At 33.3% G+C, this 16920-nt stretch carries 13 protein-coding genes; 5 read left to right on the top strand and 8 right to left on the bottom strand.

The window, feature by feature from the left end; all coding sequences use genetic code 11:
- Nucleotide 1: 1 nt before the first annotated feature.
- The gene (locus H5V42_RS01505) at nt 2-1282 is read right to left on the bottom strand and encodes an amidohydrolase (protein WP_185781347.1); all 1281 of its coding nucleotides are present in this window, start codon (nt 1280-1282) and stop codon (nt 2-4) included.
- Nucleotides 1283-1291: 9 nt separating this feature from the next.
- Nucleotides 1292-1828, bottom strand: coding sequence for a DsrE family protein (locus H5V42_RS01510; protein WP_185781348.1), 537 nt, complete (start codon nt 1826-1828; stop codon nt 1292-1294).
- 118 nt (nt 1829-1946) lie between these two features.
- On the opposite strand from H5V42_RS01510, the gene H5V42_RS01515 reads away from it, so the two are divergent.
- Together H5V42_RS01515 and H5V42_RS01520 are read left to right on the top strand one after the other, a co-directional pair.
- The gene (locus tag H5V42_RS01515) at nt 1947-4271 is read left to right on the top strand and encodes an ATP-dependent helicase (protein WP_185781349.1); all 2325 of its coding nucleotides are present in this window, start codon (nt 1947-1949) and stop codon (nt 4269-4271) included.
- A 51-nt stretch (nt 4272-4322) separates the two neighbouring features.
- Complete coding sequence (locus H5V42_RS01520) at nt 4323-4925, top strand: hypothetical protein (protein ID WP_185781350.1); 603 nt, start codon at nt 4323-4325, stop codon at nt 4923-4925.
- A 2-nt stretch (nt 4926-4927) separates the two neighbouring features.
- Here the strand turns inward: H5V42_RS01520 and H5V42_RS01525 are convergent, their stop codons facing one another.
- Nucleotides 4928-6769 (bottom strand): sensor histidine kinase, encoded by a 1842-nt coding sequence (locus H5V42_RS01525; RefSeq protein WP_185781351.1) that lies wholly within the window; start codon nt 6767-6769, stop codon nt 4928-4930.
- An 85-nt stretch (nt 6770-6854) separates the two neighbouring features.
- Here H5V42_RS01525 and H5V42_RS01530 point away from each other — a divergent pair, with 85 nt between their 5' ends.
- The gene (locus H5V42_RS01530) at nt 6855-7481 is read left to right on the top strand and encodes an L-threonylcarbamoyladenylate synthase (protein ID WP_185781352.1); all 627 of its coding nucleotides are present in this window, start codon (nt 6855-6857) and stop codon (nt 7479-7481) included.
- Nucleotides 7482-7545: 64 nt separating this feature from the next.
- Here the strand turns inward: H5V42_RS01530 and H5V42_RS01535 are convergent, their stop codons facing one another.
- The 3 genes from H5V42_RS01535 to H5V42_RS01545 all read right to left on the bottom strand — a co-directional run bounded on the left by H5V42_RS01535 (nt 7546) and on the right by H5V42_RS01545 (nt 9975).
- Nucleotides 7546-8418, bottom strand: coding sequence for an OmpA family protein (locus H5V42_RS01535; RefSeq protein WP_185781353.1), 873 nt, complete (start codon nt 8416-8418; stop codon nt 7546-7548).
- Between the two features lie 96 nt (nt 8419-8514).
- Nucleotides 8515-9516, bottom strand: coding sequence for a glycosyltransferase family 2 protein (locus H5V42_RS01540; RefSeq protein WP_185781354.1), 1002 nt, complete (start codon nt 9514-9516; stop codon nt 8515-8517).
- A 12-nt stretch (nt 9517-9528) separates the two neighbouring features.
- On the bottom strand, nt 9529-9975 hold the full coding sequence (locus H5V42_RS01545; protein ID WP_185781355.1) for a type I restriction enzyme HsdR N-terminal domain-containing protein: 447 nt from the start codon (nt 9973-9975) through the stop codon (nt 9529-9531).
- A gap of 26 nt (nt 9976-10001) precedes the next feature.
- Between H5V42_RS01545 and holA the strand changes: the two genes are divergently transcribed.
- Nucleotides 10002-11006, top strand: a complete 1005-nt coding sequence (gene holA / locus H5V42_RS01550) for a DNA polymerase III subunit delta (protein ID WP_185781356.1) — start codon at nt 10002-10004, stop codon at nt 11004-11006.
- Here the strand turns inward: holA and H5V42_RS01555 are convergent.
- A complete protein-coding gene (locus H5V42_RS01555) occupies nt 11003-11380 on the bottom strand; it encodes a DoxX family protein (RefSeq protein WP_185781357.1) in 378 nt (125 codons plus the stop codon). The two genes, holA and H5V42_RS01555, sit on opposite strands and share 4 nt — an antisense overlap.
- Nucleotides 11381-11562: 182 nt before the next feature.
- Between H5V42_RS01555 and H5V42_RS01560 the strand changes: the two genes are divergently transcribed.
- The gene (locus tag H5V42_RS01560) at nt 11563-14346 is read left to right on the top strand and encodes a M16 family metallopeptidase (protein WP_185781358.1); all 2784 of its coding nucleotides are present in this window, start codon (nt 11563-11565) and stop codon (nt 14344-14346) included.
- A gap of 38 nt (nt 14347-14384) precedes the next feature.
- Here the strand turns inward: H5V42_RS01560 and H5V42_RS01565 are convergent, their stop codons facing one another.
- The gene (locus H5V42_RS01565) at nt 14385-16796 is read right to left on the bottom strand and encodes an alpha-ketoacid dehydrogenase subunit alpha/beta (RefSeq protein WP_185781359.1); all 2412 of its coding nucleotides are present in this window, start codon (nt 16794-16796) and stop codon (nt 14385-14387) included.
- Between the last annotated feature and the right edge of the window lie 124 nt (nt 16797-16920).

Here is a 16920-nt window from a genome sequence, read left to right on the forward strand (position 1 = left end):
ATTATTTTCCCGCATTTAAATAATCAAGTGTTAATTCAGTCATCGCTTTTACACCCAATTGCATACCAGCATCATCAATTAAAAAGTCAGGTGTATGATGAGGATAAGACTCCGTTGTACCAGGGGTCATTCCACCCAAGAAAAAGAAGAATCCTGGAACTTCTCTCTGAAAATAAGAGAAATCTTCTGCACCAGTTACTGCTTTTTGTATAACCACATTTTCAGTACCTGCAACACGATTTAAGGTTGGTAACATTTGCGAAACTAATTCGGGGTTATTAAAGGTTATGTCTGTAGCATCTTTAATAGTACAAGTTGCCTCACCACCATAAGCTTTAGCAATATCTGCAACCATTTCTTTCATTCGTTTATTAATATGGTCTTTCATATCATAATCTAAAGTTCTAATGGTACCAATCATTTCTGCTGATTCTGGAATAATGTTAAATCGTACTCCACTTTTTATTTTACCAACTGTAATTACGGCAGCTTCATTAGTTAAATTAGATTCTCTACTAATAATTGTTTGTAGCCCATCAATAATTTTTGCGCTAATCAAAATAGGGTCAACACCCGACCATGGTTGAGAACCATGACTCTGTTTTCCCTTCACTTTAATAGTGAAGCTTTGTGCTGCTGCCATTGTACCTCCGCTTTTATAACGAATCATACCAACAGGAGTTTGAGAATTAATATGTAGTCCAAAAATGGCATCCACATCCGGATTCTTTAAAACCCCTTCTTTAACCATTAATAGAGCACCACCTTCTTCACCTGGCGGTGGACCTTCTTCTGCAGGTTGAAAAATAAACTTTACGGTACCGTTAATTTTATCTTTGTTCTTGGCTAGCACCTCTGCAACTCCCATTAAAATAGCTGTGTGGGTATCGTGACCACAAGCGTGCATTACACCAATTTTTTCACCCAAAAATTCTGAGGTAACCTCTGATTTAAAAGGTAAATTGTTACGTTCTGTTACGGGTAAAGCATCAATATCTGCTCTTAGGGCTACAACCTTACCAGGGTTATTACCTTTTAAGACACCAACAACACCCGTATGTGCAACTTCTGTTTGAACATCAATTCCTAAACTTTTTAGGTGCTTGGCAATCTTCTCAGCTGTTTTAAATTCTCGATTGCTTAATTCTGGATTTTGATGAATATCATGTCGCCAGTCGATTACTTTTTGCTCAATAGCTTTATAGTCTTTTTCCAAATTAGGTCCCTGAGCAAAAACGATAACGCTAAGAACACAAAACAAAAGTGTCAAATATTTTTTCATAATCATAAATTAAAATTTAATTAGGCTGTAGCCCTGGTTTTGTAACTGAATTAAGGCTGTCATAGCTGAAAGACCAAGTTGTACACCAGGCTGAATATCTTCCATAGGAAAGTTTCTAGATAGTGATGATTGTCCACAAAAAATAAATTCAACACCTACATTCAACAGGTCTTGAATCATTTCAATATTTGGATTATCGACACCATATCTGGCTTTGTAGGCATCATTAGTACATAAATCTTTAGAAGCTTTGTTATGCACTACTAAGGTAACTTTCATATTTTCAATGGGGACTCCACTTTGGGCGTGCATATTTAAAAACCTTGCAGCAGTTTCGATAGATGCATTACGCTGAGTAAGGTCTTCTGGTGAATTCATAATGTCAAAAACCACTTTATACTCAGTGTCTAAAGGAGTTTTAAAATCTGGATTTTCAATGGTCCAAACTTTACCATAATTTTCTAAAATTGGCCCCGCACTTTTTTCTTGAGCATAAATAAATAGACAAGAAATTAGCGCAACGAGCAGTGATACGTTACTTTTCATGCCGGTAAATATATTAAAAAGGAAGTATTCTTATTTAACTGTTTAAAACTATTGTTAGGTTCATTTTAGTAAAAAGGGAGTTTTAGCTAATTTCACAGTTTGAGATGAGGAAAAAATTATGTCGTATTTAGAGGAGTTAAATGAAGCACAACTAAAACCCGTGCTCCATAAAGATGGAGCGTTAATGGTTATTGCAGGTGCAGGTTCTGGTAAAACAAGAGTTTTAACGTATAGAATTGCACATTTAATGGAGCAGGGTGTTGACTCTTTTAATATTCTTGCATTAACCTTTACCAACAAAGCAGCACGTGAAATGAAAAAACGTATTGCTACCATAGTTGGTAGTTCAGAAGCTAAAAATTTATGGATGGGAACCTTCCATTCCATATTTGCTCGATTATTACGTTATGATGGTGATAAATTAGGTTTCCCAAGCAATTTCACTATTTATGATACCCAAGATTCTCAGCGACTTATAGCGAGCATTATAAAAGAAATGGGGTTAGACAAAGATGTTTATAAATACAAACAAATTCAAAACCGAATTTCTTCTTACAAAAATAGTTTGATAACAGTCAAAGCTTATTTTCAAAATCCAGAATTGATGGAAGCCGATGCCATGGCTAAACGCCCAAGAATGGGTGAAATCTATCAGAATTATGTAGATAGATGTTTTAAAGCTGGAGCAATGGATTTTGACGATTTATTACTGCGAACCAACGAGCTTTTAAATAGGTTTCCAGAAGTATTAAAAAAGTATCAAGAACGTTTTAAATACATTTTGGTTGATGAGTACCAAGACACCAATCATAGTCAATACCTAATTGTACGTGCCTTAGCAGACCGCTTTCAAAATATCTGTGTGGTTGGTGATGATGCGCAAAGTATATACTCATTTAGAGGTGCAAATATTAGTAATATTTTAAATTTTCAACGAGATTATGAAGATGTTGCAGTTTATCGTTTAGAACAGAATTATAGGTCTACCAAAAACATTGTAGAAGCGGCAAATTCAATCATTGCAAATAATAAAGACCAATTAGAAAAAGAAGTATGGACTTCTAATGACTATGGCGGAAAAATTATTATAAATCGCAGTGTAACAGATGCAGAGGAAGGAAGGTATGTAGCCAGTTCTATTTTTGAAAACAAAATGCAACAACAACTGCAGAATGGAGAATTTGCTGTGTTATACAGAACAAATTCCCAATCTAGGGCTATAGAAGATGCTCTTCGAAAAAAAGATATTCCCTACCGTATTTATGGTGGCTTATCTTTTTATCAGCGTAAAGAAATTAAAGATGTATTAGCGTATTTACGTCTAATTATAAACCCTAAGGACGAAGAAGCGCTTAAACGGGTAATAAATTTTCCCGCCAGAGGAATTGGTGGAACAACCTTAGATAAATTAACCGTTGCGGCAAACCATTACAAGCGTTCAATTTTTGAGGTAATGGAGAATCTAGATAAGATTAGTCTGGCCATAAATACGGGAACAAAAAATAAGTTAACCAACTTTGTAAATATGATTAAGAGTTTTCAGATAATGAATGAAAACTCAGACGCATTTACTTTGGCCGAACATGTCTCAAAGAAGACCGGATTGCTGTTAGAATTTAAAAAAGATGGAACTCCAGAGGGCATTGCCAGAATGGAAAATATTGAAGAGCTCTTAAATGGTATCAAAGACTTTGTAGAAGGGCAACGAGAGGTTGCAGATGCTAAAGGAGATTTAACTGAATTTCTTGAAGATGTTGCTTTAGCTACAGACATGGATAAAGATGTTGAAGATGATGATAGGGTAGCTTTAATGACGATACATTTAGCAAAAGGATTAGAATTCCCTTACGTTTATATTGTTGGTATGGAAGAAGACTTATTTCCATCTGCAATGAGTATGAACACAAGAAAAGAGCTAGAAGAAGAACGCAGATTGTTTTACGTTGCGCTTACCAGAGCAGAAAAACAGGCCTATTTAACCTACACTCAAAATAGATACCGTTGGGGTAAATTAATTGATGCAGAACCTAGCAGATTTTTAGAGGAAATAGATGATAAATTTGTTGATAATCAAACGCCTATAAATGATGGTTATCGCTATAAATCTATGCTTAATGATAATATTTGGGGAGAAGTTGACAAAAGTAAATTACGACAAGTAAAACCCACAAATGGTACACCCCCGAAAGGCAATCAACCTAACCAAAATCAATTACGAAAGCTCAGAAAAATAAAACCTAATTTATCTGAACCAACAAACAACACGGTTACTGTCGACCCAAATTTAGTAGTAGGGGTTAGGGTCAATCATTCACGATTTGGCCAAGGAAAAGTTTTAAAGTTAGAAGGTATAGGTAGTGATAAAAAAGTTGAAATACAATTTGATTCTGGTGATGTAAAAAAACTACTTCTTCGTTTTGCTAAATTGGAAATACTGGATTAAACGGTTGAAATAAAACCAATTACTTATTCGTTTGAAAGAAAAACCAAACTAATGATTATTTACGGTACGCGTTCAACTCACCTAGATTCAAAACCTTTACCAACAGCTGTTTGTCCGCATTGCACTACTAAAGGTCAACTAACAGCTAGTGTATTTAGTAGACATGTTCATGTTTTTTGGATTCCACTGTTTCCTGCAGGTAGAACCGGAGTTTTTGAATGTCAACATTGCCATAAGGGATTTAAGAAAAAAGAACTAGGAGAAGATGGCAAAAGAGAATACAAGAATTTTAATGGAAATGTAAGAACACCTATTTGGAAGTATTCTGGTTTAGCAATTATAGCCCTTTTAATAGCTTTTGGTATTTACAGTAGTTCGCAAAATAACGCTAAGGTTGCAGAAATGGTTACAAAACCAGCTATGTACGATATCTATACATTTAAAACAGCGACTAATTATTATTCTACATTTAAAGTTGCCAATGTTTTTAAAGATAGTATGTATGTAAATTACAATGATTATGAAGTAGAGCGACAATCAGGTATATATAAGATTGATAAAAAAGAAAATTATTCAGATTTAATTTATGTATTAACCACCGCAGAAATTGCAGATATGTATAAGAACGGAAGAATTAAGAACATAAAAAGATAGTTTTAACTACTCAAAGAAAATAAGACAGTGTCTTTTGAAAGAGTTTTTGGTATGGTAAAAATAAATTCACTTCCCTTTCCTTTTTCTGAGTTTATTTTAATATTCCCATTATTACGAGTGATAAAATCTAAACAAATAGAAAATCCTAAACCGGTACCTTTTTCATTGTTCGTTCCATTTGTAGTAAATGAATCCTCTTCTGTATTCAGCAGTTTTTCTATTTGGTCAGGGGTCATTCCAACCCCAGTATCTTTAACTACAATTTCAAGGTTATGCTGTTTTTCTGCTATAGAAAACAAGATATGGTCTCCTTTTGAGGTAAACTTTAAAGCATTTGATAGTAAGTTTCTAATTACAAAATCAATCATGTTCTTATCAGCATAGACCTTTGGGTTTAGTGATTGATCATAAGTAATTGAAACGCCTTTTCTCAACGCATTCTCTTGAAACAATTCAATATTATGAGTTATTAAATTCGAAATATAGAAAGACCTTTTTGAAATCTCATGGTCATTCATTTGAGATTTTGCCCAATTTAAAAGGTTATCTAATAATAATTGAAGGTTTTGAGAAGAGTCTATTAGATATTTAGTAAATACAGATTTTTCTTGTTCACTTATGCTTTCGTCTTGATTTAGAATTTGTGCTAACGAAAGTACATTTCCTGTATGTCCTCTTAAATCATGTGAGATAATTGAAAAAAATTTGTCTTTCAATTTTGAAGCATCCTTTAATTCTTTTTCCGATTCTAAAAGCCTGTAATTTAATGAGTTGAGCTCGTAATTTTTTTTATTCAACACATTTATCTGAGAACGAATTTTATTAATTACCTGATTATAAGATCTAGTTAATTGCTTAATTTCTTTAATATTGGTTTTGGAGCTTAACTGTTTTTTACCCCTAAATCCTCGTCTTGAAAATTCGGTCATATCTTCAATCATATCATTGATTGGCTTAGCAATAAATGAGGAGAATAGTATTGCAAAAAGTATCCCAAAAACAAGTGTTAAAATGGATAGTAACGTTAAATAAGTAGTAATGTTACTTATCAGCATATTGTAATCTTCACTAATTATATCATATAGCTTAGTAGCTTCTGTATCTAAGTTTTGGTTTATAGTATTGATTTCAGAAATTAATCCACTTTCTTGATTCCCAATTTTGGTTTCGAGAGAAACAATATTTTTGAATAATGTATGATAGGCATCAAGTTTCGCTAAAACTGGAGAATTATTTTCTAAATCTTCTTGTAGTCTTTTTTTAAGAGTATCAATTTCTACTTTTAATAGGTTTACATAAATAGTATCATTGCGCAAGAAATAATCTTTTTCACGCCTTCTAATTGAAAGAATTTCCGCAATAGAGATGTTTCCCGAATTCTCTTCAATTTCATGTATAATAGATCGCATTTCACCTTCTGTACCATAATCCCTATAGCCCCTAGTTAATTGATTTTGTACGGTTTCTTTGAATTTTAACTCAAAATTTAAAAGATGAGTTTTTAGTTTATTAACTCGTTTTTCTATCACATTGTTACTTTCAAAAACGTGCCCATTTAATTGAAAAAGAATTTCTTTGCCCGATGTAGTATTGGTATAAAATTCATTTATACCAAAAGTGGTACTATCTTTATAAAACTTTACATTCCTAAAATCTTGGTCCAATACATTAGAAAATGAAGTATACGCTTTTAAACGATTTACATTAAAAATAACTACCTTTTCTCTAAGGTCTTTTGCATGATTTACTTTTTCTAAAGAATGAATAGAAAAATAAATTAAAGGTCCAGCTAAGATTGATAATAGTAAAAATGCTATTAGTATTCTACCTCTAATGGTAAACATGGTTAGGTGTATTTGGGGGTGTTTAGTGGTTAAAACGATTAAAATTCTTACAAATTATATAGGAAATGAATTATTCGGTATAAAGATGTCAAAAGCAAAATTTATAAAGTTATATGAAGAAAACCCCAATGCAAAACAGATTGCAGCAGTGGTTAGCATCTTAAGAAATGATGGAATTATCATCTATCCGACAGATACAGTTTATGGTTTAGGTTGTGATATAACTAACCAAAAAGCTATGAATAGATTGGCACAGTTAAAAAACGTTAAACTAGAAAAAGTGAAATGGTCTTTTATTTGTGCAGATTTATCTAATCTTTCAGATTATGTAAGACAAATAGACACGGCAACATTTAAAATTCTTAGAAAGAATTTACCCGGACCGTATACCTTTATTCTCCCAGGTAATAATAATCTTCCTAAATCTTTTAAAAAGAAAAAGACAGTGGGAATAAGGGTTCCAGATAACAATATTATTACAACAATTGTTGAAGCTTTAGGTAACCCAATAGTCTCCACTTCTATTTATGATGAAGATGAAGTTATTGAATATACTACTGACCCAGAATTAATTTATGAAAAATGGGCAGATAAAGTAGATTGTGTTATTGACGGAGGTTATGGTGATAATGTGGCTTCCACAGTGGTAGACTTGTCAGAAGGGGAGGTAACTATTATCAGAGAAGGTAAAGGTTCAATTGATTATTTATAAAAGTATCTAATAAAAAAGGGAAAGCTAGTGCTTTCCCTTTTCATATATATCTTGTTAAAGTAGATTATTTTCCAGAACCACCAATAGCAGGGTCTTTCATACCATCTTCAATCATGCTATAGAATTGGTCTAACTTAGGTAATACAACAATTCTTGTTCTTCTGTTACGTGCTCTATTAGCAGCAGTATCATTACTTACCAAAGGTACATAATAGCTACGTCCAGCAGCAGTCATTCTAACTGGGTCTACACCAAAATCGTTTTGTAAAATACGCACAATAGAAGTGGCACGTTTTACACTTAAGTCCCAGTTGTCTTGCAAAGCACCGGTTTTAATAGGCACATTGTCTGTATGACCTTCAACCATAAATTCAAAATCAGGTTTGTTGTTAACTACTTTTGCAACTTTACCTAATACTGCTTTTGCCTCAGAAGTAACTTGGTAGCTTCCACTTCTAAACAATAATTTGTCTGAAATAGAAACAAACACAACACCTTTTTCAACACTAACTTCAATATCCTCATCTTCTAGATTTCCAAGTACTCCTTTTAAGCTTTGTACTAAAGATAAGTTTACAGAATCTCTTCTAGTTACTGCATCTTGTAGTTTTCTAATTGTTAAATCTTTTTCTTGAAGACTTTCTAAAGATTTTTCAAGATTTTCTGCACCTTGAGCAGTCAAGGTGGTCATATCACCAATCTGCTTAATTAAACCTTGATTTGTTGATTTTAAAAATTGATTTTCAGATTCTAAAGAAGCTAATTTTGAGGTAGCGGTTGCCTTTTCCTCCAAACAGTCGTTAAGTTTAACTGTTGCAGAGTTTAAAAGGTCTTCTGTTTCTTTATTTTTTGCTTCTAGTTCAGCGTATTTTTTTTGCGATACACAAGAAGTCGCCAAAACAGCCATACCAAGTATACCTATAAAAATTTTCTTCATAACTCGTTGTAAATTAAAGTATTAATTGTTTGTAGATTATTTTAAAATATCCATTCAAAATTATGTAAATTCAAAACTGTTGGTAGTTACCTATCGTTAATCTTTTACTAAATTGTTAAAATATTGCACTTTACTTACGAAGTGTAACCACACAATGGATGTTACAAGATAATATTTTAATAGAAAATTAGCCTTTTCTCTTCTTTTGTACATTTTTCTGAAGTTCTTATAAAAGCTAAAATGTGCTTTTAAAATGGCAAACATATGTTTTGGTTTCCATTGTAGAAGAAACCGTAAAGCAGCAATACCATCTAAGATTAGTCTTGAAAATATTATTGGGAAAGCCTTACTAGCGGGTAAATTTTTAGTGATGGAAAACAATGAATTTCGAAAATTCAGAAATGTTTTCTTGGGATTCATATTGGATAGGGTAGAACCGCCAAGGTGATAAACACTTGCATGACCGTTATACATTACATGATACCCTTTGTTTTGCGCACGCCAACATAAATCTATTTCTTCTTGATGCGCAAAATAATCTTCATCAAAACCTTGAAGTTTATGAAAAACCTCAGCTCTTATAAACATACAAGCCCCTGTAGCCCAAAATATTTCTTGAACATCATTGTATTGTCCATGGTCTTTTTCTAATTTTTGAAATATTCTACCTCTACAAAAAGGAAAACCTAATTTATCAATGAAACCACCAGCCGCACCTGCATATTCAAAATAGTCTTTTCGCTTATGGTCTAAGATTTTGGGTTGAATAATAGCAACGTCTGAACGTAAGGTAAATAATTCAAGAATTGGGCTTGTCCAGTTCTTGGTTACTTCAACATCTGAATTTAATAAACAATAAATGTCAGCATCTATTTGCTTTAAACCTAAATTATAACCTCCTGTAAAACCGTAATTCTTATCTAATTTTACTATTTGAACAGAAGGAAAATTAGTTTGTAAAATTTCCAAAGAATTATCAGTTGAAGCATTGTCAATAACCCAAATGGTTGCACCTTCAGAATACTTAAGTACTGAGGGTAAAAATTGTTGAAGCAAAGAAGCTCCGTTCCAATTTAGTATTACAACTGCTAATTTCAAAACGAGGGCAAATTAACGGCTAAAATCAGGAATATCAGCTAAGAAAGTATATTTTTCCTTGTTGTAATCCATAATTGCATAATAATGATTTATACCATTGGTGACCATTAAATAGTCAGCTTTTATTTCTAAATTATACCGTGCAATTTGATCAAAAACGTGTTGTGTAATGGGTTGATCAAAAGCCTTACATTCTACTAAAACATGTATGGAACCATCTGAATTATAGACGACAACATCCATTCTTTTATTTAAATTTTTAAGCTTAAATTGTTTTTCTACATTAATTAAGGATAAAGGAAATTTCTTCACATCTTTAAGAAAATGAACTACATGTTGCCTCACCCATTCTTCTGGCTGTAGAACTACGAATTTTCTTCTTACGATATCAAAAATTTGGAGTCCCTTTTCGCTATTTTTGATTCTTAGATTGTATTCTGGAAAATTCAATTTAACCATATGCAAATTTGAGGAAACTTTACTAAATGGAAGAGGCTAAAAATATTCTTAGAGATATTAAAAAGAAAGCATTAAAACCTATGTATTTTTTAATGGGAGAAGAAGCTTATTTTATTGATGCTATCACTGACTATATAGCTAATAATGTACTTACTGAAGCTGAGAGAGGTTTTAATCAAATGGTTATTTATGGTAAAGACACTTCAATAGACGATATTGTTGCTAATGCTAAACGTTATCCAATGATGGCAGAACACCAAGTTGTTATCATTAAAGAAGCTCAACATTTATCTAGAACAATTGAACAATTAGCGTCTTATGCAGAAAACCCGCAACCTACAACTATATTAGTTGTATGTTATAAGTTTAAGAAAATAGACAAGCGCAAAAGCTTGTACAAAGCAATTTTAAAATCAGATGGAGTAGTATTTGAAAGTAAAAAGTTATACGAAAATCAAGTTATAGATTGGGTAACCAAGTTTGCAAAAGGTAAGGGGTTTACTATTGATCCAAAAGCATCTGTAATGTTGGTTGAATTTTTAGGAACAGATCTTGGGAAAATCAGTAATGAAATTGACAAACTTTTTCTTTCACAAAAAGAGACTAAATATATTACTCCTGAGTCAGTTGAGGAAAATATTGGTATTAGTAAGGACTACAACAATTTTGAATTAAAAAAGGCTATCGGAGAAAGAGATATTACCAAGGTAGGCAGAATTATTGCTTATTTTTCTCAAAACCCAAAGGATAATCCTTTTGTAGTAACCATAGGTACTTTACAATCGTTCTTTACACAACTATTGCAATACCATGGACTAAAAGATAAATCGCAACGTAATGTGGCCTCTGTGCTCAGGGTTAATCCTTACTTTGTAAAAGAATACGAAATAGCCGCACGTAATTATCCAATGAAAGTAGTTAGTAAGATAATTGCGCAATTACGTGAACTCGATTTAAAAAGCAAGGGCGTTGGTGCCCAAAACATGCATCAAAAAGAGTTACTTAAAGAGTTGTTATTTAAAACGGTTTAGCGTTTATCTAAGCTGTATTTACCTGGACCTAGCAATAAGATACATACAAAGAAAGCTAAGTACAATAACGCTTTTTCTTTAACACCTATTGGGTCTGCACCATGAACAATTACTGCAGCTACTAGCATAGTAATTATTACGGGAATAGTTGCAAATCTGGTTTTTAAACCAATGATTATTAGAATAGGACAAATAACTTCACCAATAACGGCTAAAAATAAAGATGGAGCAGCTCCTATGCCAATAGGATTGCCGAATTCAAAATTTCCAGATATTAGCTTCTGAAATTTAGGATAACCGTGGGTTAACATTAAAAGCGAAGGAACAATTCTGAGAACAGCTAGTCCTACATGAGTTAATGAATTATTTTTCATTTTAGGGGAAAATTGTTAGTTAGTTGCATTAAAAATAGGCATTAATTTGAGTCATGTCAAAAAGAATTGCAAAAGGAACAATTTCAAATCCAACAATAGGTGATAAAATCCTTTAAACGTTGAAAATCAATACACAACAATTCACTATATTGAACTGTAATAAATCAATCAAAAATTTAATTATGAAACCACATTATGTTTTTAAAACGCTCATGGCGTTCTTTGTAATGGCATCTATTTATGCTCAAGATTTTGAATTTAAAGCAGATGACATTGAAATTCCTTTCAAAAAATATGTGCTAAAAAACGGTTTAACACTTTTGGTACATGAAGACCACAAAGCTCCCATTGCCGCCGTTAATGTTTGGTACCATGTTGGCTCTAAGAATGAGAAACCAGGTAAAAGTGGGTTTGCCCATTTATTTGAACATCTAATGTTTAACGGCAGCGAAAATTACAACAAAGACTATTTTGAAGCACTGGAGCGTATTGGTGGTACAGATTTAAATGGTACAACAAATACAGATAGAACCAATTACTTTCAAAATGTTCCAATAGCTGCTTTGGACCAAGTGTTGTTTTTAGAATCTGACCGTATGGGTCACCTGTTGGGGGCTATTGACCAAGCTAAATTAGATGAACAGCGTGGTGTTGTTCAAAATGAAAAAAGACAGGGCGAAAATCAGCCTTATGGTATGCAATGGGATTATATGACCAAAGCCATGTATCCAAAAGGGCATCCGTATTCATGGACAGTAATTGGAGAAATGGAAGATTTAAATGCCGCTTCATTAGAAGATGTACAAGAATGGTTTAAAGGCTATTATGGGGCTGCCAATGCTGTTGTTGCTGTAGCTGGAGATGTTAATCCTGAGGAAGTGTATCAAAAAGTAGTTAATTATTTTGGTGACATACCGTCTGGGCCAACTGTAGAACGACAAGAGGTGAATATCCCAATTAAGGAATATGATTCTTATCAGGTATATCAAGATAGAGTCCCAGAAACAAGGGTTTTATTTGCATGGAATTCTCCTCCTTTTGGTTTTAAAGAAGATTTACATTTTGATTTAATTGCTTCTATTCTAACTAATGGAAAAAACTCTAGGCTTTATAAAAAGTTTATCTATGATGACCAATCTGCCAGTTCTGTAGTTGCTTTTCAAGCCTCGAGTGAAATTGCTAGTAATTTTGTGACTTGGTTAAATGTTAAACCAGGTAAAGATGCTGAACAACTCCAAAAAGAATTAGAAAAAGAAATTGCTCTATTTGTGAAAGAAGGTCCAACAGAGGCCGAATTAAAAAGAGTAAAAGCTGACTATTTTGCGAGCTTTATTAAAGGATTAGAGCGTATTGGAGGCTTTGGTGGTGTTTCAGATATACTAGCTTCAAACGAAACCTATCATGAAGATGCAAATTATTATAAAACTAAGCTACAGTACGTTCAAGATGCCACAATAGAAGACTTACGAAAAACCGCAGAAAAATGGTTGACTAAAGGCAAGCATATTTTAGTTTGTGAACCCTTTCCGGAATATGGGGTAGATGAAACTACAGTAGACCGAAGCAAATTACCAGCTTTAGGACCTCAAAAACAATCCAGTTTTCCAGATTTACAGCGTGAAAAATTATCTAACGGTTTAAATGTGGTATTAGCCAAACGTGAAGGAGTTCCTACAGTTGTAATTAATTTAGTTACTGATGCAGGTTACAAAACAGATTACCTATCTAGTGCAGGTACGGCAGAGTTAGCCATGAATTTAATGGATGAAGGCACAAAAGACAAGTCTGCGTTACAAATTAGCGAAGAGCTACAATTATTAGGAGCCACGTTAAACACTTTTTCGAATGAAGACCAGTCTAATGTGTATATGACTACTTTAAAACAGAGCTTAGATGCCAGTTTAAATTTATTCTCAGAAGTTGTACTACAACCCGTTTTTCCTGAGCAAGAATTTGAACGACTTAAAAGTGAACAGCTTAATACGATTAATCAAGAAAAGTCACAACCCATCTCAATGGCTTTACGAGTTATGAATAAATACTTGTATGGAGAAAATCACCCTTACAGTAATCCGTATACAGGTTCAGGGTATACAGAAACTGTTGAAAAGCTTCAAAGAGATGATATGGTTGCCTTTTATGATACTTGGATCAAACCTAACAACTCCACAATTATTGTAACTGGAGATGTGGAAATGAAAGACCTCAAATCTCAACTCGAGAAAAGTTTGGGTAAGTGGAAAAAAGGTAATGTGCCAACAATACCATTTTCTGAACCTAAGGCCACAAGTAAAAACACGTTATACCTCATGAATAGGCCAGAATCTCAACAATCTGTAATTCTTGCAGGAAACCTTACAGAAAAGTATGGAGATGTTTCAGAAGTTGCGTTAGAACAAATGGTAAGCATTTTAGGTGGTGACTTCACCTCTAGAATTAACATGAATTTACGAGAAGATAAGCATTGGTCTTATGGTGCAGGCGGTTTTGTCTTGGGTTCAAAAGAGGCGAGACCCTTTATTTTATATGCACCAGTACAGACTGACAAAACAGCGGAATCTGTAACTGAATTACGTAAAGAGATAAATCAGTTTGTTGGAGCAAAACCAGCAACACAAGAAGAATTAGACAAGGTAAAGACCAATCAAGTGTTAAAATTACCAGGACAATGGGAAACCAATAGCAGTGTGAACAGTTCTATACGAAACATGGTTCGCTATGGTTTACCAGATGATTATTACCAAACGTTTGATAAGAATGTTAGAAATCTTTCTTTGCAAGACATTAAAAAGGTAAGCTCAGAAGTAGTTAAACCTGAAGAAGTAAATTGGTTTATGGTAGGTGATAGAGCTAAAATAATATCAAAACTAGATGAATTAGGATTCGATAATATTATTGAAATAGATGCTGACGGAAATCCTAAAGTACAAACAATGATGAATGATAAACCAGAAATTAAAAATTAAGAATTAAAAAAGCCCCAAGAAATTGGGGCTTTTTTAATTTATCGTATTAGCGGATATTTATTTGGATTAGCCTCATGCATTATTTCACATACCTTTTCAAACATATCTTCGGCATTAGGTTTAGAAAAATAATCACCGTCTGTGGCATAAGCTGGTCTATGTGCTTTAGCAGTTAAAGTTTGAGGAGCACTGTCTAAATACTTATAAGCTCCTTGTTTTTCAACAATTTCTTGCATTAAATATGCAGAACCACCACCAGGCACATCTTCATCAATAATAAGTAGCCTGTTGGTTTTCTTTACACTTTTAAGTACATCATGGTTAATATCGAAAGGAAGTAAAGATTGAGCATCAATAACTTCTGCATCAATAGCAACCTCTAATAATTCCTTAGCTACTTGCTCCACAATTCTTAACGTAGAACCATAAGAAACTAAAGTGATGTCTTTACCTTCCTTTAAGGTCTCAACTTTACCTATTGGAACGCAAAATTCACCAAGATTTGTTGGCTTTGGCTCTTTTAAACGGTAGCCATTTAAACTTTCAATTACTAAAGCAGGTTCATCACTTTTAAGCAATGTATTGTAGAAGCCAGCAGCTTGAGTCATATTACGTGGTGTTAATACATAAATACCACGTAGTAAATTAACTAAACCACCCATTGGTGAACCCGAATGCCAAATACCTTCTAGTCTGTGACCTCTTGTTCTAATAATTAAAGGTGCTTTTTGTTTACCTACCGTTCTGTAACGTAATGTTGCTAAGTCATCACTTAACGTTTGCAGCGCATATAAGATATAGTCTAAATATTGAATTTCTGCTATAGGGCGAAGACCTCTCATAGCCATTCCAATACCTTGGCCTATGATAGAGGTTTCCCGTATACCTGTATCAGCAATACGTAATTCTCCGTATTTTTTTTGTAAGCCTTCTAAGCCTTGGTTCACATCACCAATTCTACCGGTATCCTCACCAAAAACTAATGTATTTGGATATTTTTTAAAGATTTTATCAAAATTATCTCTTACGATAATTCTAGCATCAACTATTTCTGGACTATCATTATATTTTGGGGCAATTGCAGGAACATTTATTGCTGATGTTGGTAAATCTGAATATAAATTAGAGCTATAATTAGGCTGTTCTTTTTTAAGAAAGGTATTTACCCATTGCTCTAAATTGTTTTTTTCATTAGTGTTTTCTTTGGCAAAATACCTAAGAGATTTTCTAGCAATAGAAATCACATCTTTTTTAATTGGCTCAGTCTTGGCTTCTAATTCAGTTATTAGTTTTTCAACAAAAACTTTGTTTGCTGATTTTGAAGCTGCTGCCTTTAGCAAGCCAAGTAATTCTTCTTTTTGTTTTATAATGGGGCCTAAAAACTCTGCCCAGGCTTTTCTTTTAGCCTGTCTAACTATGGTTTTTGCATCTTTTTCTAAGTCTTTGAGTTCTTCAGAGGTTGCAATTTGATTTTCAATAATCCATTCTTTGAATTTTTTATTGCAATCAACATCCTTCTCCCATTGTAAACGTTCAGCAGATTTGTAACGCTCTTGGGACCCTGAGGTGGAATGGCCCTGAGGTTGTGTTAATTCTGTAACATGTATTAATACTGGTACGTGCTGTTCTCTAGCAATATCGGATGCATTTTCATAGGCATGAATTAACGCTGTATAATCCCAGCCTTTAACAACTATTATTTCATAACCATCTTCAGTTTCAGTTCTTTTGAATCCTTTTAAAACCTCTGAAATATTAGATTTAGTAGTATGATATTTTGCAGGGACAGATATACCGTACTCATCATCCCAAATACTTAAAACCATTGGAACTTGTAATACTCCGGCAGCATTAAAAGTTTCAAAAAAGTGGCCTTCACTCGTACTTGCGTTACCTATGGTACCCCAAGCAACTTCATTACCGTTATTAGAGAAGTTGGTTTGGTCTATACCTTCTACATTTCTATAAATTTTAGAAGCCTGTGCTAAGCCTAATAATCTTGGCATTTGACCCGCGGTGCAAGAAATATCCGCGCTACTGTTTTTCTGTGCGGTTAAATCAACCCAAGTACCATCTTCATTTAAACTGTGAGTTAGAAAATGGCCACCCATTTGTCTACCTGCACTCATTGGTTCTAAATTAATATCTGTAGTGGCATATAACCCATGGAAAAAGTTTTCTGGTGTTAGTTCTCCAAGGGCCATCATAAATGTTTGGTCTCTATAATATCCACTTCTAAAGTCACCATTTTGAATAGCCTTAGCCATCGCAATTTGTGGTAATTCTTTTCCGTCTCCAAATATTCCAAACTTAGCTTTACCTGTGAGTACTTCTCTACGACCTAATAAACTACATTCTCTACTAACAACTGCAACCTTATAATCATTTAAGATTTGCGTTTTAAACTCATCAAAAGATAGATTTTTGCTAGTCTGAGAATCTGTTTGCATAGCAGTTTTTATTTTGCTGCAAAAATATAGAAAACTTGACAAATTTATATTCCGTATTACTAATATTTTTTACGAATACCTCAAAAAATAATGAAATAAATGACAAATGTGTAATTTTGACTAT

Origin of the sequence: Croceivirga lutea, assembly GCF_014235875.1 — a bacterium.
GTDB classification, from domain to species: domain Bacteria; phylum Bacteroidota; class Bacteroidia; order Flavobacteriales; family Flavobacteriaceae; genus Croceivirga; species Croceivirga lutea.

Coding starts and splice junctions, on each gene's coding strand:
- H5V42_RS01535 (WP_185781353.1), bottom strand. CDS start 8,418: ATGAAGAAAATTTTTATAGGTATACTTGGTATGGCTGTTTTGGCGACT.
- H5V42_RS01520 (WP_185781350.1), top strand. CDS start 4,323: ATGATTATTTACGGTACGCGTTCAACTCACCTAGATTCAAAACCTTTA.
- holA (WP_185781356.1), top strand. CDS start 10,002: ATGGAAGAGGCTAAAAATATTCTTAGAGATATTAAAAAGAAAGCATTA.
- H5V42_RS01510 (WP_185781348.1), bottom strand. CDS start 1,828: ATGAAAAGTAACGTATCACTGCTCGTTGCGCTAATTTCTTGTCTATTT.
- H5V42_RS01525 (WP_185781351.1), bottom strand. CDS start 6,769: ATGTTTACCATTAGAGGTAGAATACTAATAGCATTTTTACTATTATCA.
- H5V42_RS01505 (WP_185781347.1), bottom strand. CDS start 1,282: ATGAAAAAATATTTGACACTTTTGTTTTGTGTTCTTAGCGTTATCGTT.
- H5V42_RS01545 (WP_185781355.1), bottom strand. CDS start 9,975: ATGGTTAAATTGAATTTTCCAGAATACAATCTAAGAATCAAAAATAGC.
- H5V42_RS01530 (WP_185781352.1), top strand. CDS start 6,855: ATGTCAAAAGCAAAATTTATAAAGTTATATGAAGAAAACCCCAATGCA.
- H5V42_RS01560 (WP_185781358.1), top strand. CDS start 11,563: ATGAAACCACATTATGTTTTTAAAACGCTCATGGCGTTCTTTGTAATG.
- H5V42_RS01555 (WP_185781357.1), bottom strand. CDS start 11,380: ATGAAAAATAATTCATTAACTCATGTAGGACTAGCTGTTCTCAGAATT.
- H5V42_RS01565 (WP_185781359.1), bottom strand. CDS start 16,796: ATGCAAACAGATTCTCAGACTAGCAAAAATCTATCTTTTGATGAGTTT.
- H5V42_RS01515 (WP_185781349.1), top strand. CDS start 1,947: ATGTCGTATTTAGAGGAGTTAAATGAAGCACAACTAAAACCCGTGCTC.